Source organism: Deinococcus murrayi DSM 11303, from assembly GCF_000482805.1.
GTDB classification, from domain to species: Bacteria; Deinococcota; Deinococci; order Deinococcales; family Deinococcaceae; genus Deinococcus; species Deinococcus murrayi.
In genome coordinates this window covers 21,203-45,829 of record NZ_AXWT01000022.1, presented here as the reverse complement: position 1 = coordinate 45,829, position 24,627 = coordinate 21,203, and the positions used below count along the sequence as shown (strand labels likewise).

Here is a 24,627-nt window from a genome sequence, read left to right as displayed (position 1 = left end):
TCGTCTCCACCTCACCGCAACGGCGTATCACACTGGCTCCACCCCGTCGCCCACCCGAATGACCCCACCCCGCAGGACCCGCGCCGTTAGCCCGCCGTGCCCGCGCACCGCGTTGTAGCCTCCTGCCCCCAGCGCCTCTTCCATCCGCGAGCAGGGGTGACATTCCCCGGTGGCCTCCAGCACGACCTCTCCCACCCGGAACCGGCCTTCCTTGAGGGCCAGGAGCGGAATGCCGCTCACGACAAGGTTGCGCCGCAACTGGTCAGGCGTGACCCGCTCCAGACCCGCGAGCGCCGCAATGACGGGCAGGTGCTCGGCTTGAATCAATGTGACCTGCCGCCGTCCGGGGCCGCCGGGAATCGGGGCCGCGTTGGCGGGAGCGGCCTCCTCGCCCCGCTCGCCGCTGAGCGCCCGCAGCCGGGGCGGGGCGAACTTGCCGTGGTCCCCGATGAGGCCCACGAGGGGATGCACTTCGGCTTCGGGGACGCTCCGCACCGGAGCGCGGCGGGCTTCGCGCAGCCCAATCCACTCCAGGCGACCGGGGCGGGGCAAGGTGGCCCGCAGCTCGTGAATCGTCTTCACAGGGCCAGCTTACGGGAGGCCGCCGGGCTTGCTATGCTGCCCGGCATGAGGCGTCTGACCCGACTTGCATATCGTTCCTGCCGCTAGGGTGGGAGGGTCCGTCACAGCCTGAAATCCAACCCCGAAGCGGCGCACTGGCGAGAAGAGCGAGTGCGCCGCCTTCCTTTTGGAGTCCCCATGAATGACATCCGCCCCAACCTGCCCGTCGACGAACAGCTCGCCGTCCTCAGCCGCGGCGTCGTGGACCTCGTCTCGGAAGACGACCTGCGCCGCAAGCTCGCCCGCAGCCTGGAAACGGGCCAGCCTCTGCGGGTCAAGCTGGGGGCCGACCCTACCCGGCCTGACCTGCACCTCGGCCACGCGGTCATCCTGCGCAAGATGCGGCAGTTTCAGGACCTGGGGCACCGGGTCATCATGCTGATTGGCGACTTTACCGCGATGATTGGAGACCCCTCCGGCAAAAGCAAGACGCGCCCGCCCCTGACCCTGCAAGAAACCCGTGCCAACGCGCAGAGCTACCTCGACCAATGCAAGCTGATTTTGCGCGACGACCCGGAGCTGCTGGAGCTGCGCTTTAACGGCGAGTGGCTCGAACCCATGGGGTACGCCGACGTGATTCGGCTGGCGAGCCATTACACGGTGGCCCGCATCATGGAGCGCGACGACTTCAAAAAGCGCTTTGAGAGCGGCGTGCCCATCGCCATGCACGAGCTGCTCTACCCGCTCACCCAGGGCTACGACTCGGTCGCGCTGCGGGCCGACGTCGAACTCGGCGGTACCGACCAGCTTTTTAACAACCTCGTGGGCCGCGCCCTGCAACGCGACTACGACCAAGAACCCCAGGTCGTGATGACGCTGCCCCTCCTCGTGGGGCTGGACGGCACCGAAAAGATGTCCAAGAGCCTGGGCAACTACATCGGCCTCACCGATGACCCCGCCGCCATGTTCGCCGGACTGATGAAGGTGCCCGACCCCCTGCTGGAGAACTACTTCACCCTCCTGACGGACCTGCCTGACGCCCGCATTCAGGAGCTGCTTGCCGGGCACCCGGTCGAAGCGCACCGCGTCCTCGCCCGCGAGGTCGTGCGCTGGCTGCACCCGCAGGCCGACCTTGACGCCGCCGAAGCCCGCTTTCGGGCGGTCGCCAAGGGCGGGATTCCCGACGACATGCCCAGCGTGCCGGTCCCCGCCGACCTCGCGGGCGAGGGGGGACGCTATCCCGTCACCCGGTTGGCGGTCCTCGCGGGGCTGGAACCCAGCAACGGCGCGGCCAAAAAGTTGATTCAAAACCGGGGCCTGCGGCTCAACGGCGAACCCCTCACCGACCCCCAAGCCACGGTGGAACTTCCGGCGGGGGGCGTCGTCCTCCAAAAGGGCAAAGACCGCTTTGTGCGGCTGCTGCCGCAGGGGTAAGCCGCCAGCCATGAGCAGAACAAGCTGGCGGCTCCAAGTTATCCACACCCCGCCTGTGGAAAAACCCGCTCCCTGTGGATAAAAATGCGGCTGCCCCCTGACAGCAACCTGACAGGGGCAGCCTTGTTGGCGGGGGAAGTGTTAGACGCGGGTGCTCAGGTCTTCCTCGCGCAGCCGCTCGACGCGCAGCATGTTGGTGGTGCCGCGCACCCCAAAGGGCACGCCCGCCGTGATGACGTAGCGGTCGCCGACATCGGCCAGGCCGCTCTTTTTCAGTTCATCGTTGGCGATGCGGACCATGTCGTCAGTGTCGTGCGGGTCTTCGCTCAGCATGGGCGAGACGCCCCAGCTCAGGGCGAGTTGGTTGCGGGTTTGCTCGTTGGGGGTCAGCGCCAGGATGGAGAGTCGGGGGCGGTACTTGGCGACGCGGGTGGCGGCCCCGCCCGTGCTCGTAAAGGTCACGATGGCGGGCGCTTCGAGCTTCTCGGCGATGGAGCAAGCGGCGTAGGCGATAGAATCCTGCGCGAGTTCGGTCTCCACGACGGTCTGGCGCTGGATCAGGTCGTAGTGCTCGCTGGCTTCGGCCTCGCGGGCGATGCGGTCCATCATGGCGACCGCCTCAACCGGGTACTGCCCCGCCGCCGACTCCGCCGAGAGCATCACGGCGTCGGTGCCGTCGTAGATGGCGTTGGCCACGTCCGACGCCTCGGCGCGGGTGGGCCGAGGCAGGGCAATCATGCTCTCCAGCATTTGGGTCGCGGTGATGACCGGCTTGCCGACCTCGCGGCAGAGGCGAATCAGGCGCTTTTGGATGGTGGGCACCTGTTCGGGGCGCATCTCGACGCCAAGGTCCCCACGAGCGACCATGATGCCGTCCACCTCGCGCAAAATCTCCCCGAAGCGCTCGACCGCCTGCGGCTTTTCGATTTTGGCCATCAGCTTCGCGCGGCTGCCGAAGCGGGCGAGGTAGTGCCGAGCGAGCAGCAGGTCATCCCGCGAGCGCACGAATGACAGCGCCACCCAGTCGACCCCCAGCGCGGCCCCAAACTCCATGTCCTGCACGTCTTTTTCGGTGAGGGCCGGAACCGAAAGGTCCGCGCCAGGCACGTTGATGCCCTTGTTGTTCTTCAGCACGCCACCAATCAGGACGGTCGTGTGAATGTCGGGGCCGCGCACCTGGTCGACCCGCAGGGCGAGGTTGCCGTCGTCGAGCAGCAGGGTCAGGCCAGGGTAGACATCCTGCGCGAGGCCCTTGTAGGTGCTCCCCACTCGCTCATCGTCGCCCTCTACGTCCTCCATCGTGATGGTGAAGCGTGCCCCGGCCTCCAAGACGGCCCGGCCCTCGCGAAAGCGGCCCACCCGAATCTTGGGGCCTTGCAGGTCTTGCAGAATACCGATGGCAACCCCCCGCTCGGCGGCAAGTTCGCGCACGAGTTGCACGGTCTGGCGGTGGTCTTCGGGGTCACCGTGGCTGAAGTTCATGCGCACCACATTCAGCCCCGCGTCCATCATCCGCCCCAACACCTCGCGGTCGCGGCTCGCCGGGCCGATGGTGGCGACGATTTTGGTGGCTCTGTCGACATGTTTCATGGTCGTTCCTTCCCTGAGGGCTGAGAAAACGGCTTTGGAATCAGTTCCAGAAAAGCCGTCAGGGGTCAGCGGTCAGCCGTCAGCTCTCAGGGCTGCTGACCGCTGACCGCCGTGTCTTACCTCAGCGCCCGCCGCCCCAGGTATACCGCCGCGTCTCCCAGCGCGTCCTCAATGCGCAGGAGCTGGTTGTACTTGGCGATGCGGTCCGAGCGGGAGGCCGAGCCGGTCTTGATTTGTCCGGCGTTGGTGGCAACGGCGAGGTCAGCGATAAAGGGGTCTTCGGATTCGCCAGAGCGGTGGCTGATGATGGTGCCGTAGCGGCTGCGCTTGGCGAGTTCAATGGCGTCCATCGACTCCGTGAGAGAACCAATCTGGTTGACCTTGACCAGAATCGCGTTCCCGACGCCCGTCTCAATGCCGCGCTGGAGGCGCTCCGGATTGGTCACGAAGAGGTCGTCCCCGACGAGCTGCACTCGGTCACCCAGCTTGGCCGTGAGCTGCTGCCAGCCCTCCCAGTCGTCTTCCGCGAGGCCGTCCTCGATGGAGACGATGGGATAACGGCCCGCCCAGTCCGCCCAGAAGTCCACCATTTCGGCGGTCGAGAGGCTCCGGCCCTCGCTGTCCAGGTGGTACTGGCCCTCCCGGTACAGCTCGGTCACGGCGGGGTCGAGGGCGATGGCGATGTCCTTGCCCGGTTCATAGCCCGCCTTTTCGATGGCTTCGAGGAGCACCTCCAGGGCTTCCTCGTTGCTCTTCAGGTCGGGGGCAAAGCCGCCCTCGTCGCCTACGTTGGTGTTGTAGCCCCGCGAAGACAGCACCTTCTTGAGGGCGTGGAAGGTTTCCGCACCGTAGCGCAGCGCCTCGCGGAAGCTCGGCGCACCGACAGGCATCACCATGAACTCCTGGAAATCGACGGAGTTGTCGGCGTGTGCCCCGCCGTTAATCAGGTTCATCATCGGGACCGGGAGCGTTTTGGCGTTGCTGCCGCCCAGGTAGCGGTAGAGGGGAACACCCAGCTCAGCGGCGGCGGCCCGCGCGGTCGCGAGGCTGACCGCCAAAATCGCGTTGCCACCCAGCTTGCCCTTGTTGGGAGTGCCATCGACCGCCCGCAGCGCGGCGTCTATGGCCCCCTGGTCAGAAGCGTCGAGGCCCACTACGGCGGGGCCGAGGGCTTCGCGCACGTTTTGCACGGCCCTCAAGACACCCTTGCCGCCGTAGCGCTCGCCGCCGTCGCGCAGCTCGAGCGCCTCGTGGGTGCCCGTGCTCGCCCCCGACGGCACGATGGCGCGGCCCGACACCCCGCTGTCCAGGTGCACCTCGGCTTCCACCGTGGGGTTGCCGCGCGAGTCGAGCACTTCACGGGCCGTCACTTTCTCGATGTTCATGCTGGGACCTCCTGGGCTGCCCTTCCCCGCACGGGAAGGTGTATCGCTGACACTATACGGGCAAACGGGTGCAGAGCCTGACAGGGCACGGCGGGGACTCCGGAGCAAGGCCCCGTGCGGCCCCTGGGAGGCCCCTCAGACCCGCAGCGTGACCATAACCGCCATGTACCCGCCCCCCCCGCTCGCGCGGAAGATGGCGGGGCTGGTAGAGCCGGAGAAGAGCAGCTCGGCTTCTCCCTCGATGGGTCCTAAGGCGTCGAGAACATGCCGGGCGTTAAAGGCGAGGCTCATCGCCGGTTCGGCCCCGCCCTGCACTACGTCGAGGGTGTCCTGGGCACGGCCATAGTCGCCCTCGGCGGCAAGACGCAGCTTGCCCTCCGAGACCAGAAACTCGACCCGGTTGTTCGCGTTCTTGTCCGCGAGCACGGCTACGCGGCCCACCGCCTCTTTGAGGGCCGTGGCGGGCAGGGTCACCTGCAAGCGGATGTCTTTGGGAATCACCCGCTCGTAGTCTGGAAACTCGCCGTCCAGCAGCTTGAGATTCATCCGCACCCGCTCGGTCGTGACGCTGAGCATCCCCTCCCCGTAGGTGAACCGGGCTTCGCCGTCGCGCAGCACCCGAATCAGCTCGTCGGCGCTGCGGGCGGGGATAATCAGGCTCCTCCCGGCCCCGCTCGCTGGAAAGTCGCGCAGGGCCACTCGGTAACCGTCCGACGCGACCACGCGGGCCGATTCCGCGCGGTGCTCCAGCTTGATGCCCCGGAAAACAGCCTGAAACGCCTCGTTACTTGCGGCGTAGCGCACGCTGCCCAGCGCCCGCGACAGCTCGGCGGCGTCAAGGCTCACGTCGGCGTGGTTCGGAAATGACAGCGGCGGATAGGCTTCAAAATCGCCAATCTGCAGTTTGAAATCGCTGCCACCCGCCCGCACCGCGAGTTCATGGCCCGCGAGTTCTAACTCGACGAGTTCTCCCGCCAGGTTCCGCACAATCTGCGCGAACAGGTGCGCAGGCACGACGAGGGGTCGCGGGTCCTGCACTTCGGCGGGGACAAAGCAAGACAGATCGATTTCGAGGTTGGTGCCGCTAAGGGTCAGACCCTCGGCGCTCGCTTCGACCTTCAGGGACGTCAAAAGCGGATTGCTGCTGCGGCTGGGAATGACCCGTTCGAGAAGGCCGAGGGCCTCGCTGAGAATCTTTTTGGTGACGTGCGCTCTCATCTTCCACCTTTCCCCCTGGAGGGGTCTATCTTTTCCTGTTTCTAAAAACTTAAAAACTAGTAGTAGTAGTAGTAGGGCCTGTGGATATTGTGGAAAACCTGCTTGAAGCCTCTCCCAGAGCGGGAAATTTTATCCACAGCCTCCTGTGGAAAACTCCAAAAACCTGTGGATAACCTGTGGATAACTCGCCAGTTATCCACAGGGGGTAAGAGCCTGTGGATAACTGGCCTACTTATCCACAATTTTATCCACAGAAAACGGCGACTTATCCACAGGTTTGGCGACTTATCCACAGGTTTGTCCACAGATTGTGAAAGTGTGCACACCCATTTGGAACGAAATTTGGAACTTTTTTGCCTACAAGCGTAAATAATCATGAAGTTACGCCTATTTTTGCTCATCTTCCACATCCTTAAGCTGGCTTCGCAGCGCCTGAACTGCCGCTGTCAGCTCCGAGTCCTTGCCCATCTGTTCTCCCACCTTGGCGACAGCGTGCATGACGGTGGAGTGGTCGCGGCCAAAGAACTGGCCGATTTCGGGGAGGGAGTGTTCGGTCAGCTCGCGCACGAGGTACATGGCAACCTGCCGGGGCACGACGACCTCGCGAGCACGCCCTGAGCCGCGAATCTGGTCGGCGGAAAGGCCAAAATGGGCCGCCGTCGCCTTGAGGACGTCCATCATCTCGACCTTGACGGCCTGCGGCGCGAAGACGTTGCTCAGGGCTTTGGCCGCCACCACCCGCGACAGGGGCACATTGTTGAGGCTGGCATAGGCCACCACCCGCACGAGCGCCCCCTCCAACTCGCGGATATTGCTCGTGACCTGCCGGGCGATGAGTTCGAGCACTTCCTGGGGGATGGTCAGGCGGCTTTGCTCGGCATTCATCTTCAAAATCGCCACCCGCGTCTCAAACTCTGGTGACTGGATATCAGTAATCAGGCCCCACTCGAAGCGGCTGCGCAGCCTCCCTTCGAGGGTCTGAATGTCTTTGGGAGGACGGTCCGAACTCAGGATAATCTGCTTGTGATTTTCATAAAGCGCGTTGAAGGTGTGAAAGAACTCTTCTTGGGTGCGCTCTTTTCCGGCCAGAAACTGAATGTCATCGACGAGCAGCAGGTCTACCGAACGGTAGCGATTGCGAAACGGTGTCATCTTGTCGTCCCGAATCGCGTTAATCAGGTCGTTGGTAAAGGACTCGGTGGAGACATACTCAATGCGCTTGTCGGGAAAGCGCTCGGCAAGGTAGTGTCCCACCGCATGCATCAGGTGCGTTTTGCCTAAGCCCACGTCGCCGTAGATGAACAGCGGGTTATAGGCCTTGCCGGGCGACTCGGCCACCGCCAGGGCTGCCGCATGGGCAAGATTGTTGTTGGGACCCACCACAAAGTTCTCGAAGGTGTACTTGGGATTCAGAGATTTGCGGTTGTCGGCGGGGGCAGGCGCAGGCGCGGCGCTGCCCCCCGGCCCAGGGCGTGGGGGTGGCGGGTCCTGGGGCAGAATCATCGCCTCTTGCACGGCGGGCAGCACCTGAAAGGTGACCTGCGGATTCTCGGCCCCCAAGTCACGCAGGGCGTCTTCGAGCAGCGTTTGGTATTGCCGCCGCACATACTCCTGCGCAAAGGAGTTGCGGACCCCCAGCACCAGCGAGCCGCCCTGTACCCCCAGATTTTTCATGGGGGCAATCCAGGTTTTGTACTCGACTTCCGAGATATTGTCGCGGACGTACCTCAGCACGTCCGCCCAGATTTCCTGCGTGATAAGGCGCACCTCCCCGGCTGCCGCGGCTGAGCGGGCTGAGAGCCAGCATACACTCCCCGCTCCGGCCCACTCGTCCTCGGCGGAGAAACCCGCGGCGGGGTGGGGCGGGGGGTATCTTGCCCCCATGACGGTAACGACGGACGTGGTGCGGGTGGCGGCGGCGGCCTACCCGGTAGACCGCTTGCCCGACTGGGAGGCCTATGCTGACAAGCTCTCGCGCTGGGTAGCGGAGGCCGCCGGGCAGGGGGCGCAGCTCCTGGTTTTTCCGGAGTACGCGGCGCTGGAGCTGATTGGGCTGCTGCCCCCCGCCCTGCACCACGACATCCTGGGGATGCGCCCCGCTTTGCAGGCGCTGCTGCCGGACTTCCTCGCGCTGCACACCCGCCTGGCCCGCGAGCACGGGGTCGCCTTGGTGGCGGGCAGCGTTCCGGTAGCGCGGGAGGAGGGCTATGTCAACCGGGCCTACGTGTTCGGGCCGGACGGCACCCTTGGCCATCAGGACAAGCGGCGGATGACCCGCTTTGAAGCCGAAGAATGGGCCATCTCGCCCGGCGAGGGGGCACAGGTCTTTGCGGTGGGGGGGCTGCGCTTCGGGGTGGCCATCTGCTACGACAGCGAGTTTCCGGACTTCTCGCGGCGGCTGGCGGAAGGCGGAGCCGAGCTGCTGGTGGTGCCGTCCTTTACCGGGACCCCCGCCGGGTATACCCGCGTCCGCGTCGGCAGCATGGCCCGCGCCCTGGAAAACCAGTGCTACGCCCTGCACGCGCCCCTGCTCGCCGACGCGAGCTGGACCTACGCGGTCGAGACGGCGGTCGGGAAAGCCGCCCTCTACGCCCCCGCTGACCGCGGCCTCCCCGACAGCGGCATCCTCGCTGAGAGCGACTGGGGCGTTCCCGGCTGGCTGGTGCGCGACCTCGACCTCGCGCTGACCCGGCGGGTGCGGAGAGAAGGGGATGTCCTGAACTGGCGCGACCGGGACGCCATCGCGGACCCGGATGCCCCCGCCGACCTCAAGTCCTTCCCCGCTGGGGAGAGGCCCCTCCCGGCATAGCCTTGACCCCGGCTGAATAGCGCGCTAGAGTGTTCAGCATCACCGCCCCCCGTGGGCGGTTTTTTATTGGGTGGGCGAGGGGAGCTGTGAGCGCGGCTGGCCTATCCTGCCCCCATGACGCCCCTCCCCTTCCGCACGGTGTACGGCGCGGCGCAGCCGCTGGACTGGTTGTGTCTGGCTCCCCATCCCGACGACGCCGAGATTGGGGCGGGCGGCACCCTGATTCGGCTGGCGCGAGCGGGGCGGGCGGTGGGCATCCTCGAACTGTCGCGGGGCGAGCGGGGCACCCAGGGCAGCCCGCAGGAGCGCGAGGCCGAGTGCGTGGCGGCGGCAGCGGTAATGGGCCTCGCCTGGCGCGGTCAGCTCGGTTTGCCGGACGGCGGCCTGGCCGACACGCCCGCCGGGGCGGAGGCGCTCGCAGCGGCGCTGCGGGCCGTGCGGCCCCGCGTGCTGCTGGTACCCCACCACCGCGACCGCCACCCCGACCACTTCGGGAGTTACCACCTGGCGCGGCGAGCGGTGCACCTCGCGGCGTTGCGGCGGGCCGAGGTGCCCGGCGAGGCCCACCGGGTGGGGCGGGTGCTGCTCTACCAGGGCAACGCGGACATCCAGGCCAACCTGCTGGTGGACGTCGGCGGGGTTCAGGAAGAGTGGGAGGCCGCCGTCCGTGCCCATGCCAGCCAGTTCACGGGGGCGGAGGTCTCCGAGACGGTCACCCCCGAAATCGTGGAGCGCCGCCGCGCCCGCATGACGTACTGGGGCACCCTCGCCCGCGTGCGCTACGCAGAAGCCTTTGAGAGCGAGTCGCCCCTCCTGGTAGACCCAGCAGCGCTGTGACCCCCTGGGGCTAAACTGGGACTAAACAGTCCCGTCCGCCTGGGGGGACCCCCGCAGGGCCGCTCGCCCCGGCCACAGGTAGTACCCTTCCGCCAACACAAAGACGGCGGCCCCCAGCGCAAACACCCCCCCCGGCCCGGCGGCGGCCCAGGTCAGGCCCCCCAGCACCGGGCCGAGGGCGAAGCCCAGCGCCTCGACCGCCATCACGGTGCCCCAGGCAGCGGCGCGGTGCGCGGGGGGCAGCACTCGGCCCACCAGCCCGTTCCATCCGGCAAGAAAAGCCCCGTACCCCAGCCCCAGCAGGGGCGCGAGGAGGAGGAGGCGGGCTTCTAGCCCCGGCGGTGCCGCCAGCGCGAAGGTGAGCGCGAGGAGAAGCAGGCCCGGCCCCAGCGCCCGGCGGGGGTGCGCCCGGTCGGCCAGCCGCCCGGCAAGGGGGAGGCCTATTCCAAAGCCCGCGAGCGCGAGCAGCCCCGGCCCCAGCAGGTCCCCCAGCCCCAGCCCCAGCCGCGCGAGCAGCGGGTAGAGCAGCGGCACAAAGAGGCCCGGCGCGAGGGTCTGCGCGAAGGCAGCGGGCAGCAGGGTGGCCACCCGCCGCCAGCCGCGCCACACGCTGCCTGCCGGGGCGTTCGCCTCCGGGAGGCGCAGGCCCAGCCCACCCAGGGCGAGCAGCAGCGCCGCCCCCTGCGCCCCCGCGAGAAGCGCCCAGGCCGTCTCTGGCCGCGCCGCCATCAGCGGTCCCACCCCCAGCACGCCCGCGAGGATGGCGGGAGCCACGGCCACCCCCGACAGCGCCAGCGCCCGCGCCGCGTAGCCGGGCCGGGCCAGCGCCTGCGACATGCTCATGACGCCGGGCCACAGGGCGGCGTAGCCTAGCCCCCACACCGCCGCCGCGAGTGCCCCCCAAGCGGGGCCAGGCGCGAGCCGCGCCCCCAGGACGGCCCCCAGCCCCAGCGCGGCCCCCAGCGCGAGCACCCGCCCCAGCCCCAGGCGACCCGCGAGCCAGCCCAGCGGCCCCTTGGCCAGCCCGTCGGCGAGGTAGTGCGCCCCCACGACGAGGCCCAGCGCTGCCGGACCCCAGCCCAGTCCCGGCGCGGCCTGCGGCAGCACCGACACCAGCAGCCCGGTCCGCACCAGCTCGCTGAGCAGCAGCAGCGCGAGCAACCGCAGCATGGTCACGGGCCGAGTCCAGAGCATCCCGGCCAGTCTAAAGCTGGGCACTCCCGGAGACCGGCGAGCGTAGCCCTCCTTCCGGTCCCTTTCGCTCCCCTCCCGTAGGGTGAGGGGGTGACCCGCCCCTTTGTTCCCAGCCTCGCCCTGCTGGGTACCCTGAGCCTCGCCGCTCCCGCCGGGGCGCAGTCGGCTGCCGCCCTCGCCTCGGCAGACGCCGCGCAGATGAGCATCGCCGCCGCCCGGCAAAAGAGCTACCCCGGCAGCGCCCTCACGGTTCGGCAAACCCTCGCGCCGGGGATGAACTACCGGCGCTTTGTCGTGAGTTACCTCTCGGAGGGGTTGCGGATTAACGCCCTGCTGACGGTCCCGAACGGCACCCCGCCGAAGGGGGGCTGGCCCGCCATCGTCTTCAACCACGGCTATATTCCGCCCCAGGTCTACCGCACGACCGAGCGCTACGTCGCCTACCAGGACGCCTTTGCCCGCGCCGGGTTCGTGACCCTCAAGAGCGATTACCGAGGCCACGGGGGCAGTCAGGGAGAAGCGCTGGGGGCCTACTTCGCCCCCGGCTACACGACGGACGTGCTCAACGCGGTGTCCAGCCTGAGGCGCGATGGGCGCGTCAACGGGGACCGCATCGGCATGTGGGGCCACTCCATGGGCGGCTTCCTCACGCTGCGGGCGATGGTGATTGACCCGCGCCTCAAAGCCGGGGTCATCTGGGCTGGGGTGGTGGGCGACTACAGCACCATCCTGAACGACTGGAACAACGTTCCTCCCGCCTCCATCCCCCGCCGAGTGCTAGAGCTGCGGCAAAAGGCGGTCGCCAAGTACGGCACGCCGGAGGCCAACCCCACCTTCTGGCGGGGCCTGAGCGCCAACTCGTACCTGAAAGACCTCGGCGGCCCCCTGCAACTGCACATCGGCACCGCCGACGCGGACGTGCCCCTGCTCTTTCACGAGCGCCTCGCCTCGCAGATGCGGGCGGCGGGAAAGCCCGTGCAGAGCTACGTCTACCCCGGCGACAACCACGACCTGACCCGCAATCTGGGAACGGCGCTGGCCCGCAGCGTGGCCTTTTTCAAGGCGCGGTTGTGAAGGCGGGTGGTCCCCTCCGATGAGGCGACTTTTCCAACTGCTGCTCTTGCTGCTGGCCCTCGGTGCGGGGTATATCGCCCTGGTGGGCACGGAGCGCCTGCCCTTCTCCCTCCCCTTTGAGGTCCCCTGGACTGGGCAGAGGGCACCGACGGGCGAGCCGGACGCCCCCACCCCGAACACCCCCGCGCCGAGGGGGGTGCGGGGGGGCCTCACCGATGCCGCGCTGGAACGGCTCGTCGCCCAGCAGCCGGTGAGCATCCAGGCGCTGCGGGCGCGGGAATACCCCGGCAGTGCGCTGACGGTCGTGCAGACGCTCCCCCCCGGCGTGAACTACACCCGGCAGGTCGTGAGCTACGAGTCGGACGGGCTGACCATCTATGCGTTGCTGACGGTCCCGAACGGCACGCCGCCTCAGGGGGGCTGGCCCGCCATCGTCTTCAATCACGGGTATATTCCGCCCGACGTCTACCGCACGACCGAGCGCTACGTGGCCTATCAGGACGCCTTCGCGCGGGCGGGCTTTGTGACCCTCAAGAGCGACTACCGGGGCCACGGCGACTCGGAGGGTGAGGCGACGGGCGGCTACAACGACCCCGGCTATACGGTGGACGTGCTCAACGCGGCGGCCAGCCTCAAGCGCGACCCCAGGGTCAACCGGGGCCGCATCGGGCTGTGGGGCCACTCCATGGGCGCTCAGCTCTCCTTGCGGGCGATGCTCGTCGACCGCGAGTTGCGGGCAGCCTCGCTGTGGGCGGGCGTGGTCGCCGGATACGACGTGCTGGCGACCGACTGGGGCCGGGGACCGGACGAGGAGCGGCCCACCCTCGACCCCCTGAGTCGCCGCTACCTGCGGGCGCTCAGCCCCAATGCCTCCCTGGAGGACCTCAATGGGCGGCCCCTCCAGCTTCACCACGGCACCAACGACGAGGACGTGCCGTACAGCTTTCAGCAGGCGCTGGCGGAGGACCTGCGGGCCGCCGGGCAGAGCTTTACCGCCTACCGCTACGAGGGCGACGACCACAACCTCAGCCGCAACCTGGGGCTGGCCCTGCGGCGGAGCGTGGCGTTTTTTCAGGAGCACCTGTAGGCAGGAAACGTCCTCAGCGGCTCAGGTCATAGCCCGTCACGGTGGTCACCGGACGGGGATTGCCCGCGCCGAGGGGCCGCGCGCGGTCGTAGAGGTTCCAGCCCCGCGCGACGGTGGTCGCCCCGATGAGCACCTCGTCGCTCCCAGGAAACTTGACGGCGGGCAGCTCGCCGCCGAACTCGCTGTAAATCAGCCACTGGCGGTTGCGGGCGAACGGTTCGCCGAGGGTGTAATCGCCGCTGTTGTCCGCGTCGTGGTAGGCGATGACCTGATAGACACCTGCCACGGTCGCCAGCGCGGGGCGGCGTGGCAGGTCGAGGCCAAAGCGCCAAGCGGCCTGGCCCTCCACCTTCACCACGTTCTGCGCCTGGTTGCCGTCGTTCGTCACGCTTCCCGGAAAGCCCGCTCCCACCAGCGCGAGCCGCAGCCGGGGACTCGTCCCCCAGTCACCGTGGATGGTCCCGCTCAGGTCGTAGGTGTCGGGCGGCTTCACGTCCCGTGCCCCACACGCGGCGAGCAGGAGGGCGGCGGGCAGCAGCAAGGAGAGGCGGCGCATGCCCCCAGCGTAGGCGGTACGCCGCCCCCCTCCGTGAGAGGGCCGCCCCCTTACTTGCCCTGCTGGGCCAGCCGCAGGAAGTAAGCGCTGCTCTTGTCGTTCGGGTCGAGGGCCACCGCCTGTCCGTACGCTTCTGCCGCCCCCGCGTAGTTCTTTGCCTCGTAGCGCACCCGGCCCAGCCACGCCCAGGCTTTGGCATAGCGGGGGCTGAGGCGGGTCGCCTCCAGGAATCCGGCCTCGGCCCCGGCTCGGTCGCCCGCCACGTAGCGGCCATAGGCGGCTCGGAAGGTCTGTACGGCCCGCAAGCCGAACTGTTCGCCCTCCTGCGCGAGGGCGAGGTTGTAGCGGTCGCTGTCGGTGGCCGTGGGCAGGGCCGCCGCCCCCTGGTAGGCTGCCCGCGCCGCCGCCGCGTCCCCCAGCTCCAGCGCCAGCCGTCCGGCCTCGCGCCAAGCCTCCGCAAAGTTGGGGGCGCTGCGGGTCGCTTCCAGGAATCCGGCGAGGGCCTGTGCCCGGCGGCCCGCTTCCAGCTCCCCGTAGGCCCGGCTAAAGGCGCGGGTGGCGGCGGGGCCGTAGCGCGAGGCATTCGCGGCCAGGCCGCGGAAATAGGTCAGGGTGCGGTCGCTGGGGGCAAGCTCAAGCGCCCGGTCATAGAGCCGCAGCGCCCCAGCATAGTCGCCCGACTCCAGCGCAGTGCGGGCCGCCCAGGTCGCGCAGGGAACGCTGGCAGGGTCGAGTTCCAGACAAGCCGCAAAGGAGGCCGCCGCCTGTGCGGGCTGCCCCCGCGTGTAGGCCGCGTAGCCCAGGTGGTATTGGGCGGTCGCGGCCCCCCGCGCGTCGGCGCTGCCGGGGCTGGCGGGCGCGACCCGGAAGAGGGCCGCCCAGCTCAGCTCGGCCTGACGCCAGAAGCCCACCTCGGTATAGAGCTGGGCGCGCAGGCGCAGGGCGTCCACGTTGCCGGGGTCCAGGGTGACCGCCGCCTCCGCCGCCGAGGCCGCCGCCTTCCACAGGGCTTGGTCAATGCTGGCGCTGCCCGCCGGATAGGTGCGCCGGGCCTCATCCGCGAGGCGGCGGGCTTCGGTGATGGCTTGGGCCGCGCTCGCAAAGGTGGGGGTGGGAGCGGCCTCGGCGGGCGTCTGGGGGGCGGTCTGAGCGGCGGCGGGCGCAGCGAGCAGCAGCGCGGTCAGCAGCGGAAGGGGGCGGAACATAGAACCTCCTGGGAAAAGGAAGCGGAACAAGGGGCCAACAGCGTCCCTCCGATGCTGGCCAGCGGGCATGGCCGCCGCATGAGAGGGGGATCAAGCCTGCTCCTGGCCGCCCCGGCCCGGCCCCGAAGGTGGGCGCGTGCAGGAGCCTTCCGGCGGGCCTCTGGTAAAACGGAAGCATTGTGAAGGCCACCGACGCCCCGCCCCGCATCTACCCCATTCGTCTGTACGGTGACCCCGTGCTGCGCCGCAAGGCAAAGCCGGTGGGGCCGGGCGACACGCTGACTGTCCCCGGCTTTGGTCCCCAGACCGTCCGCGAGGTCGCGAACACCATGCTGGAGACGATGTTCGAGGCGCGGGGGGTGGGTCTTGCTGCCCCACAGGTGGGCCTCCCGGTGCGGCTGTTCGTGGCGGTCGAGTACGAGGACGACGAAGAGGAAAACGAGGGTGGCGAAAAGCCCCTGCGGTCCCGCGTCCTGCGCGAGTTCGTGATGCTCAATCCGGTCCTCACCGTCATCGACAAGAAAAAGGACCGCTCCTACCAGGAGGGCTGCCTGAGCATTCCCGGCATCTATGAAGAAGGGGTGCCCCGCGCCCGCGCGGTGCAGGTGCGTTATACCGACCTGGCAGGCCAGGAGCGCACGCTGGAGGCGGACGATTACCTCGCCCGCGTCTTTCAGCACGAACTCGACCACCTCGACGGGGTGTTCTTCCTCGACCGCCTGCCCCCGGAGGTCACCGAGGACTACCGCAAGGAACTCGCGGCGATGCAGCGCCAGGCCAAACAGTTCCTCGCCGAACTCGCCGAGCGGCAACGGGCGGGGCGGGAGCGAACCGAGTGACGTTCGCGCCCCGCGTCGCTTTTTTCGGCTCGCCCGCCTTTGCCCTGCCCGTGCTGGACGCCATCCGCGAGCACTTCGAGGTCGTCCTCGTGGTCGCGCAGCCCGACAAACCGGTAGGCCGAGGCCTGAGGCTCACGCCGCCCCCGGTCGCGGCCCGCGCCGCCGACTGGGGGCTGCCCCTCGCCCAGCCCCGGGGGCTGCGCGGAAACGCGGCCTTTGTGCAGCGGCTGCGCGACTCTGGCGCGGATGTGGCCGTCACCTGCGCCTACGGCAAGATTCTGCCCACCGAGCTGCTGGCGGTGCCCCGGTACGGCTTCCTCAATACCCACACCAGCCTCCTCCCGAAGTACCGCGGGGCCGCCCCCATCCAGTGGGCGCTCATCGCGGGCGAGACGGTCACGGGCACGACGGTCATGCAGACCGAGGAGGGGCTGGACACCGGGCCAATCCTCCTGCAAGAGGAACTTTCCATCGCGCCGGAGTGGACCAGCCTGGAGCTGTCGGACGCGCTGAGTGAGCAGGCCGCCCGCCTGGTCGTGACGGCCCTCTCCCGGCTGCCCGACCTCTCCCCCACCCCGCAGGACCACGCGCGGGCCACCCACGCCCCGCTGCTGACCAAGGAAGACGGCTTCGTCCGCTGGACCGACCCCGCGCCCGCCGTCGTCAATCGGTACCGGGGGGTCGCCGCCTGGCCGCAGACGACCGCCTTTTTGCGGGGAGCGCGGCTCAAGCTGTCGGGCCTGAGGGTGGCGGCGGGGCAGGGACAGCCCGGCGAGGTGCTGGAGGTGGGCGCGGACGGCCTCACCGTCGCTTGCGGCGAGGGAGCTGTCACCGTGGGCACCGTGCAGCCAGAAGCCCGCAAGCCCCAACCCGCCGGGGTGTGGGCGGCGGCGGCGGGGGTGGGCCGGGGCACCCGCTTTGACCTCTGGGAACCTGCCTCCGGATAGGGCCGTACCGGAGGGCGTGAACCCCACCTTTCCCCTCACCCTGGAGTTCAAGTTCAGCCTGCTCACCGAGCTGCGCGTCACCGACGCCGAGGGGCGGCTCGTGGCCGTCGTCAAGGAGAAGTTCTTCAGCGTCCGCGATGAGGTGCGCGTGTACTCCGACGAGGCCCGCCGGGTGCAGACCCACGGCATCCGGGCGCAGGGGCTGATGGCCGGGGCGCTCGACTGGCGGGCGCGGCGGCTGATTCGCCGGGCGGACGGCTCCCCGGTGGGGGCCTTGCAAGCCCAGGGGATGCGGACCCTGTGGGGGGCAAGCTACGAGCTGCTCGGCGCGAGCGGCGACCTCGCCTTTACCCTGCGGGACGACCATCCCTGGCTCAGCGTCCTGGAGGGCGTCATCGGGGCGGTGCCCCTCGTCGGGGACGTCGTGGCGGCGGTCTTTGACTACTTCGTCAACCCGACCTACACCGTGCGCGACGCCGCCGGCACGCCCGCTTTCCGCGTGCGCAAGCGCCGCAGCCTCTTTTCGCGCCGCTTCGAGGTCGAAGCGTTGCGCCCCGTGCGCCCGGAGGAAGGCGAACTCGTCACCCTGGGCCTGATTCAACTCGTGCTGCGCGAGCGCGAGCGGGGCTGAGCTGCCGGGCTGAGGCTCAGGCTTTGGCGGGCTTTTCGCTGAAGCTCGGCACGTTGTTGCCGTAAATCGCGTGGGCGTCGCAGCGCTCGCGCAGCACGCAGGCCGGGCAGCGGGGTCGGCTCCAGGTGCAGACGCGCTGGCCGTGCCGCAGCAGGTTGACGTGCAGCTCGTAGAGGTGCGGCGGGTCGGGTGGCAGCAGCGCGAGCAGCGCCCGGTGCGCGGCCTGCTCGCCCATCCGGGGATGGTGCCCACCCGCGTGTTGATGCGGTGAACGTGCGTGTCGACCGGAAAGACGGGCCGCGCGTAGTTGAAGAGCAGCACCAGCGAGGCTGTCTTCACGCCCACGCCGGGCAGGGCCGTGAGCCATTTCAGGGCCGCGTCGAGGGGCCACTCGGCCAGGAAGTCGAGGTCGTACCCGCCCCGCAGCTCCCGAATGGCCCGCAGGGTGGCCTGGATGCGCGGGGCCTTGCTCTCCGGGTAGTTGCTGCGGCGGATGGCGTGCGCCACCACCTCGGTGGGCAGCGCGGCGATGGTGTCCCAGTCTCCTAAGGCGACGAGTTCCGCGTAGGCGGCCTCCTCGTCTTGGTGGGTGGTCCGCTGAGAGAGGATGGTGCTGATGAGTTCGTGCATGGGGGCGCGGCGGGGCACCAGGGGCCGCTCGCCGTATTCGGCGCGCAACCGCTCCGCCACCCAAGCCAGCAGGGCGGCCCGCTCCTGGGGAGGGCAGGCTGCGTTCAGGGTCGGCCCCGCCCCTTCAGTCACGGGCCGTGCTGGAGCGGTCGGCACCCGCCCCCCCGGCCTCGTCCCGGCCCCCCTCGGCGGCCTGGTCCTTGTCGGCAGGGTCGATGCCAGGGTCCTGGCCCCGTGCCGCATCGGGGATGGGGTGGCTCTGGCCCTCGGCGGGGGAGGTCTGAGCGGGGTCGTAGCCCTTGTTCTGGGTGTCATCGGTCATGGCCCCAGCCTGCGCGGCGCCTCGCCTGGCCGGGCGAGACAGGGGTGAAGGCGGGTTTAGGGCGTCAACGGTTCCATCGGAGTCCGTCTCAGCTGTGGGTCATGTCCAGCGGCACCACCCACTTGGCGAACTCTTCTTCCGTGACGTAGCCCAGGGCGAGGGCCGCTTCCTTCAGGCTGGTGCCCTCCTTGTGGGCTTTTTTGGCGATGGCGGCGGCCTTGTCGTAGCCGATGTGCTTGTTCAGGGCGGTGACCTGCATCAGGTTGATGCTGAGGTTGTGCTCGATTTTTTCCAGGTTCGGCTCGATGCCCACCGCGCAGTGGTCGTTGAAAGCGAGGGAGGCGTCCGCGATCAGGCGAATGCTCTCCAGGACCGCGTGCACCATCACCGGCTTGAACACGTTGAGCTGGAAGTTGCCCTGCGTTCCGGCAAAGGCGACGGTCGCGTCGTTGCCGAAGACGCGGGTAGCGACCATCGTCAGGGCTTCACTTTGGGTCGGGTTGACCTTGCCGGGCATGATGGAGCTGCCCGGTTCGTTTTCCGGAATGGTGATTTCGCCGATGCCGTTGCGGGGGCCGCTCGCCAGCCAGCGCACGTCATTCGCCATCTTCATGAGCGCTCCGGCGAGGGTTCGCAGCGCCGCCGAGGTCTGCACCAGGGCGTCATGGGCCGAAAGCGCGGCGAACTTGTTCTCGGCAGAGCGGAAGGGAAAGCCCGTCTCCTCAGCGAACTTCTTCGCCGCGAGGTCGCCAAACTGCGGATGCGCGTTCAGGCCGGTGCCCACCGCCGTCCCGCCGATGGCGAGCGCGTAAAGGCCCGTCTCCGCGTGCTTGACCTCCGCCAGCGCATAGTCGAGCTGCGCGACCCAGCCGCCGATTTCCTGCCCCAGGGTGATGGGCGTGGCGTCTTGCAGGTGGGTGCGCCCCACCTTGACGAGTCCGGCGTACTGCTCGGCCTTCTGCGCCAGCGTATCCCGCAGCTTGCCGACTGCGCCGTAGAGCCGCTCGTTGAGTTCCAGCACCACGGCGATGTGCATGGCGGTCGGGAAGGTGTCGTTGCTGCTCTGGCCCCGGTTGACGTGGTCATTGGGATGCACGGGCTTCTTGCTGCCCAGCTCGCCGCCCGCGAGCTGAATGGCGCGGTTGGCAATCACCTCGTTCGCATTCATATTGCTCTGGGTGCCGGACCCCGTTTGGAAGACGACAAGGGGGAAATGGTCGTCGAGCTTCCCGGCAATCACCTCGTCGGCGGCCCGCACAATGAGGTCAGCGATGTCCTCCGGCAGTTCGCCCAGTTCGGCGTTGGCCTGCGCCGCCCCCTTTTTCAGGATGCCCAGCGCCCGGATGATGGGCCGCCCCCAGACGAAGGTGTCGCGCCCGATGGGAAAGTTGTGGATGGAGCGTTCGGTCTGCGCTCCCCAGAGGCGGTCGGCGGCGACCTGCACGGTGCCCATGGTGTCGGACTCGGTGCGGGTCTGCGGCTGGGTCTGGCCCGGCGTGGTGTGCGTCATGGGGCCAGTCTAGCGGGGGCGTCACAGCCGGGGGACGGACGCGCCCGACCTCACCGTCTGCGGCCCCCGCCCCGTGCCACACTTCCCCCCATGAGTGCTGCCCCCCAAAGTCAGTTGTTCGACGTCGCCATCGTAGGGGCCGGGCCGGTAGGCCTCGCCGCCGCCATCGCCTGCAAGCGGGCGGGGCTGAGCTACGTGGTGCTGGAAAAGGGCTGCGTGGTGAACGCCATCTTTGACTATCCCACCTATATGACGTTCTTCACGTCCGCGCCCGGTCTGGAAATCGGCGGCCATCCCTTTGTCAGCCCCCGCGAGAAACCCGACCGCCAAGAAGCTCTGCTGTACTACCGCCTCGTCACCCAGCGCGAAGGGCTGAACGTGCGCCTCTACACCGAGGTTAAGCGGGTGCACGCAGCCCCGGCGGGGTTCACGCTGGAGGTGGAAGCGCAAGACGGCACGCCCGGCGTGGTGGAAGCGCGGCGGGTGGTCGTGGCGACCGGGTACTACGACCATCCCCGGATGCTGGGGATTCCCGGCGAGGACTCGCCCAACGTGAGCCACTACTACACCGAGGCACACCCCTTTTTCGGCCTGAACGTGACGGTCATCGGGGCGGGCAGCAGCGCCGCGGACGCCGCCCTCGACCTCTACCGGGGAGGAGCGAAGGTCACGATGGTCGTCCGCGCCCCCACCCTCAAGCCCACCCTGAAGTACTGGATTCGCCCGGACCTCGAAAACCGCATCGCGGAGGGCAGCATCACGGCCCACTTCAACTCCAGGGTGGTCGAGATTCACCCCGAACACGTCGTCGTGCAGCGGGAAGACGGCACCACCTTCGAGCTGCCCACCCACTTTACCTTCGCCCTGACCGGGTACCGCCCGGACCTCGCCTTTCTGTCGGGCCTCGGCCTCGCCGAGCATCCTGACGGGTGCCTCGTCCTCGACGAGCACTCGCAAAGCAGCGTCCCTGGCCTCTTCGTGGTGGGGTCGGCGGGGTACGCAGGGCGGGTCAATCAGGTCTTTATCGAAAACGGGCGGCTGCACGCGGCGGCGGCGGTGGAGGCCATCGCCCGGCAGCTCGCGCCCCAGCGGGAGGAGGCCCCCGGCGCAGTCCTCTCCGTGCATTAGCGCTCTCCCTTTGGCGGGGGGGGCGTGGGATACTGCCCGCCATGACCCCCCTTCGCCTCCTGCTGCTCGCCGGGCTGTTGCTGGGCGCGGCCCACGCGCAGACGAACCCGGACCCCCTCCCTCCGGCGGAGGCCCCGGCTCCGGCAGCGGCTCCAGCCCCCGCGCCCACCCGCACCGCGCCGCTGCTGATTACTGTGCAGGTGGAGTTCCCGGCGCTCGTCGGCGGCAAAAAGACCACCGTGCCCTTTGTGAGCACCCTCAACCTGCCCGGCGAGCGGGTGGCGGTGTTGCGCCAGCGCGGCGTGATCACCGAGAGCCTGGAAGCGGACCTGAAGACCTTCCTTGCGTCCCTCCCGGCGCAGGGGCAGGACGCCCGCTTCGAGAACCTGGGCGCGGCGGGCTGGGCGGTCGTGCAGCGCAACGGCCTGAAGGTGGACGCCGAAGCGACCCGTGCGAACGTCCTCGCCGCCCTGAAAGACCCCCGTGCGGTGCGGGCGAACGTCGTTGTGACCGGGCAGACCCCGCCGGGGCGGACGCTGGACTTCTTCGCGGGCAAGGGCATCACCGCCCACCTCGCGACGGGCGTGACCAACTACGCCGGGAGCAGCGCCGCCCGCATGACCAATATCCACGTGGGCACCCGCAACTTTCAGGACCGCCTCTTCGAGGGCAAGACCTTTTCCTTTAACCAGTTTATCGGCCCCGTTTCGGCGCGGGCGGGGTACGTGCCGGGCCTGATTATCGCCGGGGACCGCACCGAGACGGGCCTCGGCGGAGGCATCTGCCAGGTCAGCACGACGGCCTTCCGGGCGCTGTACGGGGCGGGCCTCCCGGTCGTCGAGCGGCACCCCCACTCCTACCAGGTCCACTACTACCAGCCGCAGGGCCTCGACGCGGCCATCTATCAGCCCAGCCTCGACCTGAAGTTCGCCAACGACACGGGCGGGGCGCTATGGTTCCAGGCCGACTGGAACGATGCGGACGGTCACCTCGAAATCAGCGTCTTCGGCAAGCCCCGCGACTTCACGGTCGAAATCAGCGAACCCAAGGTCCTGAGGACGGTGCCCTCCCCCGCCGACCGCCTCATCCGCAGCGCCTCCCTGAAGCCCGGCGAGCGCCGTCAGGTCGACTGGGCTGCCCCCGGCGCCACAATGGAAGTGACGCGCAAGCTGGTGCGCGGCGGCAAAGTGATTCGCCAGGACGTGCTCAAGAGCACCTACCGCCCCTGGCCGAACATCTATCTGGTCGGGCGCTGAGGGGCAAAGGCGGAGGGGTGACCGTTGCTGATGCGGTCGCCCCGCCGCCTTCGCCGTCAGGCCGCTGGGTGTCACTCCTCAGCCCCGTAGCCCAGCAGCTCCAGCAAGCGCTCCAGTTCCTCGCGGGAGCCGAAGCTGAGTTCGACCCGGCCTTTCTCCTCGCCCGTGATGCGAACTTTGGTTCCGGTGCGGCGGCTCAGGGCCAGCTCGACCTGGCGGTACGCGCGGGGGCTGCTCGCCGCTGCTGGAGGACGGGGGGCGCGTGCGCCGCGCTGGAGGGCTTCCGCCTCGCGGACGCTCAGGCGGCGGGTGCGAATCTGGTCCAGCGCCCACAGGCGGTCGCCTTCCGGCTGAGCCAGCACGGCGCGGGCGTGTCCGGCGCTGATTTCGCCCTCCTCCAGCGCCCGCAGGGCCGGCTCCGGCAGCGTCAGCAGCCGCAGGGCGTTGGAGACGGTCGAGCGGCCCTTGCCGACCGCCCGCGCTACCCCTTCTTGATTCAGCCCCTGTTCCAGCAGCGTCTGGTAAGCCCGCGCCTCCTCCAGCGGCCCCAGGTCCTCGCGCTGTAGGTTCTCGATGATGGCGATTTCCAGCGCTTCACGGTCGCCAAGGTCGCGGACGATGGCGGGCACCTCGCTGAGGCCCGCGAGTTGCGAAGCCCGCCAGCGCCGCTCGCCCGCCACAATCTCGAAGTTTTCGCCGCGGGGCCGCAGCAAGAGGGGCTGCAAGACCCCCTTTTCACGGATGCTGCCCGCGAGTTCGGCGAGCGCCTCCGGCTCAAAGACCTGCCGGGGCTGGTAGGCCGCCTGCACGATGCGGGCGATGGGGATGGTCTGCACGCGGCTCTCCCCCATCCCGGTGCCGAGCGCGGGCAGAGGCCGGCTCAGCAGGGCATCGAGGCCACGGCCCAGGCTAGATTTTTTCGGCACGCTGCATCACCTCCTCAGCGAGGCGCTTATAGGCGGCGGCCCCGCTGGAGAGGGGCGCAAAGGCCCCGATGGGCTTGCCGTAGCTCGGTGCCTCGGAAAGCCGCACGTTGCGCGGCACCACCGACCAAAACACCAGCTCCCCAAAGTGCCCGCGCACCATCGTCTCGACCTCCTGGGCGAGGTTGGTGCGGCCATCAAACATGGTGATGGCCACCCCCAGCACCTTGAGGCGAGGATTGAGGCCGCCGCGCACCCGCTCGACCGTCTCCATCAGCCCAGCGAGGCCCTCCAGGGCGTAGTACTCAGCTTGCAGCGGAATCAGCAGAGCGTCGGCGGCGGCCAGCACATTCACCGTGAGCGGCCCCAGCGAGGGCGGCGCGTCGACAAGGGCGAGGTCATAGCCCTGCACCGCCCGCAAAAGCCGCGCGAGCGCCTCCGGGTCGTCGGCCAGCTCGACGCCGGCTCCGGCGAGGTCGGGGGTGGCGGGCAGCACGTCCAGGCCGTCTTGTGAGGTGCCCCGCACCCACTCGGTCACCCGCTGCGGCTCGGCGAGGGCCTCGTACAGCCCGGCTTCTGCCCCGCGCAGGCCCAGGCCGCTCGTCGCGTTGCCCTGCGGGTCCATATCGAGCAGCAGCACCCGCCGCCCCCCCGCCGCGAGGTAGGCCGCGAGGTTGATGGCGGTGGTCGTCTTGCCCACGCCCCCCTTTTGGTTCACGATGCCCAGGGTCTTCACGTCGCCCGCCAGAATAGCGGCTTGCGGGCGGGCAGCCCCTCGCGCCGGGGGTAGCGCTCCGGGGTGGGGGCGATTTTCTCGATGACGACCAGCGTTCGTGCCTCTCCCAGCACGGGCAGGGCAAAGGCGTCGACCGTTCGAATCGCTCCCCCGACCTCGGCGGCGGCGCGGCTGCCCGACTCCAGTTCTTCTGCAGAGAGCGAGCCTTTTTGCGCGACCAGCAGGCCCCCTTGCCGCAGCAGCGGCAGGGCAAGTTCAGCCAGGGCAGGCAGTGAGGCCACCGCCCGCGTCACCACCCGGTCATAGCCCTCCCGGTGGGCCGGGTCGCGGCCCAGAGTCTCGACGCGGGCCGCCAGAGGCCGGACGTTCGTCAGCCCCAGCGCCGCCGCTGCGCGGGTCACAAAGGCGACCTTTTTGGCGGTGGCGTCAACGGGCGTGAGCCGCAAGTTTGGCCGCACGAGGGCGAGCGGCAGCGCCGGAAATCCCGCCCCGGTGCCCAGGTCGAGGACTCGCCCCTCGCCCTCCAGACAGCCCCCCCGCAAGCAGGTCAGCGAATCCACAAAGTGCTTGAGGACGATGTCGCGTTCCTCACGCAGGGCGGTGAGGTTGGTCTGGGCCGCCCCCTCCTGCAAGAGCGCCAGAAGCTGCGCGAACGCCTCCGCCCGCTCCCGCAGGTCGAGGCCCAGCGCCTCCCCGCCCTGCAAGAGCAGGGCTTGGCCTTCCGGCGTCACTCGTCTCCCCTGCTCTTCTGCTCA

At 69.0% G+C, this 24,627-nt stretch carries 23 protein-coding genes and 1 pseudogene; 10 read left to right on the top strand and 14 right to left on the bottom strand.

Going from position 1 to position 24,627, the window contains the following annotated elements; all coding sequences use genetic code 11:
* Positions 1-27 precede the first annotated feature (27 nt).
* Entirely contained in the window at positions 28-582 is a 555-nt protein-coding gene (locus H565_RS0105455) for an MOSC domain-containing protein (RefSeq protein WP_027460155.1), read from the bottom strand.
* 177 nt (positions 583-759) lie between these two features.
* Between H565_RS0105455 and tyrS the strand changes: the two genes are divergently transcribed.
* The gene (gene tyrS / locus H565_RS0105450) at positions 760-1,995 is read left to right on the top strand and encodes a tyrosine--tRNA ligase (RefSeq protein WP_027460154.1); all 1,236 of its coding nucleotides are present in this window, start codon (positions 760-762) and stop codon (positions 1,993-1,995) included.
* A 141-nt stretch (positions 1,996-2,136) separates the two neighbouring features.
* Here the strand turns inward: tyrS and pyk are convergent, their stop codons facing one another.
* From pyk to dnaA, 4 genes are all read right to left on the bottom strand, one after another.
* Positions 2,137-3,585 (bottom strand): pyruvate kinase, encoded by a 1,449-nt coding sequence (gene pyk, locus H565_RS0105445; RefSeq protein ID WP_027460153.1) that lies wholly within the window; start codon positions 3,583-3,585, stop codon positions 2,137-2,139.
* Between the two features lie 116 nt (positions 3,586-3,701).
* The gene (gene eno / locus H565_RS0105440) at positions 3,702-4,970 is read right to left on the bottom strand and encodes a phosphopyruvate hydratase (protein WP_027460152.1); all 1,269 of its coding nucleotides are present in this window, start codon (positions 4,968-4,970) and stop codon (positions 3,702-3,704) included.
* A 135-nt stretch (positions 4,971-5,105) separates the two neighbouring features.
* On the bottom strand, positions 5,106-6,188 hold the full coding sequence (gene dnaN, locus H565_RS0105435; protein WP_027460151.1) for a DNA polymerase III subunit beta: 1,083 nt from the start codon (positions 6,186-6,188) through the stop codon (positions 5,106-5,108).
* A 387-nt stretch (positions 6,189-6,575) separates the two neighbouring features.
* On the bottom strand, positions 6,576-7,946 hold the full coding sequence (gene dnaA / locus H565_RS0105430; protein WP_027460150.1) for a chromosomal replication initiator protein DnaA: 1,371 nt from the start codon (positions 7,944-7,946) through the stop codon (positions 6,576-6,578).
* A gap of 124 nt (positions 7,947-8,070) precedes the next feature.
* Here dnaA and H565_RS0105425 point away from each other — a divergent pair, with 124 nt between their 5' ends.
* Together H565_RS0105425 and bshB1 are read left to right on the top strand one after the other, a co-directional pair.
* Positions 8,071-8,997, top strand: a complete 927-nt coding sequence (locus H565_RS0105425) for a carbon-nitrogen hydrolase family protein (protein ID WP_027460149.1) — start codon at positions 8,071-8,073, stop codon at positions 8,995-8,997.
* A gap of 114 nt (positions 8,998-9,111) precedes the next feature.
* Positions 9,112-9,834, top strand: coding sequence for a bacillithiol biosynthesis deacetylase BshB1 (bshB1, locus tag H565_RS0105420; RefSeq protein ID WP_027460148.1), 723 nt, complete (start codon positions 9,112-9,114; stop codon positions 9,832-9,834).
* A gap of 21 nt (positions 9,835-9,855) precedes the next feature.
* On the opposite strand, the gene H565_RS0105415 is transcribed toward bshB1, so the two are convergent.
* A complete protein-coding gene (locus tag H565_RS0105415) occupies positions 9,856-11,028 on the bottom strand; it encodes an MFS transporter (RefSeq protein ID WP_027460147.1) in 1,173 nt (390 codons plus the stop codon).
* Positions 11,029-11,118: 90 nt separating this feature from the next.
* On the opposite strand from H565_RS0105415, the gene H565_RS0105410 reads away from it, so the two are divergent.
* Positions 11,119-12,102: an alpha/beta hydrolase family protein gene (locus H565_RS0105410; RefSeq protein WP_245576168.1), complete on the top strand. Its 984-nt coding sequence runs from the start codon at positions 11,119-11,121 to the stop codon at positions 12,100-12,102.
* A 19-nt stretch (positions 12,103-12,121) separates the two neighbouring features.
* A complete protein-coding gene (locus tag H565_RS0105405; RefSeq protein WP_027460145.1) occupies positions 12,122-13,189 on the top strand; it encodes an alpha/beta hydrolase family protein in 1,068 nt (355 codons plus the stop codon).
* 13 nt (positions 13,190-13,202) lie between these two features.
* Here H565_RS0105405 and H565_RS0105400 read toward each other — a convergent pair whose 3' ends face one another.
* Positions 13,203-13,745 (bottom strand): hypothetical protein, encoded by a 543-nt coding sequence (locus H565_RS0105400; RefSeq protein ID WP_027460144.1) that lies wholly within the window; start codon positions 13,743-13,745, stop codon positions 13,203-13,205.
* Between the two features lie 50 nt (positions 13,746-13,795).
* The gene (locus H565_RS0105395) at positions 13,796-14,950 is read right to left on the bottom strand and encodes a tetratricopeptide repeat protein (protein ID WP_027460143.1); all 1,155 of its coding nucleotides are present in this window, start codon (positions 14,948-14,950) and stop codon (positions 13,796-13,798) included.
* A gap of 179 nt (positions 14,951-15,129) precedes the next feature.
* Between H565_RS0105395 and def the strand changes: the two genes are divergently transcribed.
* The 3 genes from def to H565_RS0105375 are packed head-to-tail and all read left to right on the top strand — an operon-like array spanning position 15,130 to position 17,367.
* The gene (def, locus tag H565_RS0105385; protein WP_034405303.1) at positions 15,130-15,789 is read left to right on the top strand and encodes a peptide deformylase; all 660 of its coding nucleotides are present in this window, start codon (positions 15,130-15,132) and stop codon (positions 15,787-15,789) included.
* Positions 15,786-16,736, top strand: a complete 951-nt coding sequence (fmt, locus tag H565_RS0105380; RefSeq protein ID WP_027460141.1) for a methionyl-tRNA formyltransferase — start codon at positions 15,786-15,788, stop codon at positions 16,734-16,736. Before def ends, fmt begins: the two co-directional genes overlap by 4 nt.
* Before the next feature lie 16 nt (positions 16,737-16,752).
* Positions 16,753-17,367, top strand: coding sequence for a hypothetical protein (locus H565_RS0105375; RefSeq protein WP_027460140.1), 615 nt, complete (start codon positions 16,753-16,755; stop codon positions 17,365-17,367).
* Between the two features lie 16 nt (positions 17,368-17,383).
* Here H565_RS0105375 and H565_RS16815 read toward each other — a convergent pair.
* The 3 genes and pseudogenes from H565_RS16815 to fumC form a co-directional block, all read right to left on the bottom strand.
* Positions 17,384-18,057, bottom strand: a pseudogene (locus H565_RS16815) (monofunctional DNA glycosylase).
* 64 nt (positions 18,058-18,121) lie between these two features.
* Positions 18,122-18,319 carry a hypothetical protein gene (locus H565_RS16305; RefSeq protein WP_034408481.1) on the bottom strand — a complete coding sequence of 66 codons (198 nt, stop codon included), beginning with the start codon at positions 18,317-18,319 and terminating at the stop codon, positions 18,122-18,124.
* Positions 18,320-18,407: 88 nt separating this feature from the next.
* Positions 18,408-19,829, bottom strand: coding sequence for a class II fumarate hydratase (fumC, locus tag H565_RS0105360; RefSeq protein ID WP_027460138.1), 1,422 nt, complete (start codon positions 19,827-19,829; stop codon positions 18,408-18,410).
* Positions 19,830-19,919: 90 nt separating this feature from the next.
* Between fumC and H565_RS0105355 the strand changes: the two genes are divergently transcribed.
* Both H565_RS0105355 and H565_RS0105350 read left to right on the top strand, forming a co-directional pair.
* Entirely contained in the window at positions 19,920-20,957 is a 1,038-nt protein-coding gene (locus tag H565_RS0105355; protein WP_034408478.1) for a YpdA family putative bacillithiol disulfide reductase, read from the top strand.
* A 41-nt stretch (positions 20,958-20,998) separates the two neighbouring features.
* Positions 20,999-22,213, top strand: a complete 1,215-nt coding sequence (locus tag H565_RS0105350; RefSeq protein WP_027460136.1) for a VanW family protein — start codon at positions 20,999-21,001, stop codon at positions 22,211-22,213.
* Between the two features lie 71 nt (positions 22,214-22,284).
* Here H565_RS0105350 and H565_RS0105345 read toward each other — a convergent pair whose 3' ends face one another.
* The 3 genes from H565_RS0105345 to rsmG are packed head-to-tail and all read right to left on the bottom strand — an operon-like array spanning position 22,285 to position 24,603.
* Complete coding sequence (locus tag H565_RS0105345; protein WP_027460135.1) at positions 22,285-23,139, bottom strand: ParB/RepB/Spo0J family partition protein; 855 nt, start codon at positions 23,137-23,139, stop codon at positions 22,285-22,287.
* The gene (locus H565_RS0105340) at positions 23,123-23,872 is read right to left on the bottom strand and encodes a ParA family protein (RefSeq protein ID WP_027460134.1); all 750 of its coding nucleotides are present in this window, start codon (positions 23,870-23,872) and stop codon (positions 23,123-23,125) included. Before H565_RS0105340 ends, H565_RS0105345 begins: the two co-directional genes overlap by 17 nt.
* The gene (gene rsmG, locus H565_RS0105335; RefSeq protein WP_027460133.1) at positions 23,869-24,603 is read right to left on the bottom strand and encodes a 16S rRNA (guanine(527)-N(7))-methyltransferase RsmG; all 735 of its coding nucleotides are present in this window, start codon (positions 24,601-24,603) and stop codon (positions 23,869-23,871) included. Before rsmG ends, H565_RS0105340 begins: the two co-directional genes overlap by 4 nt.
* Between the last annotated feature and the right edge of the window lie 24 nt (positions 24,604-24,627).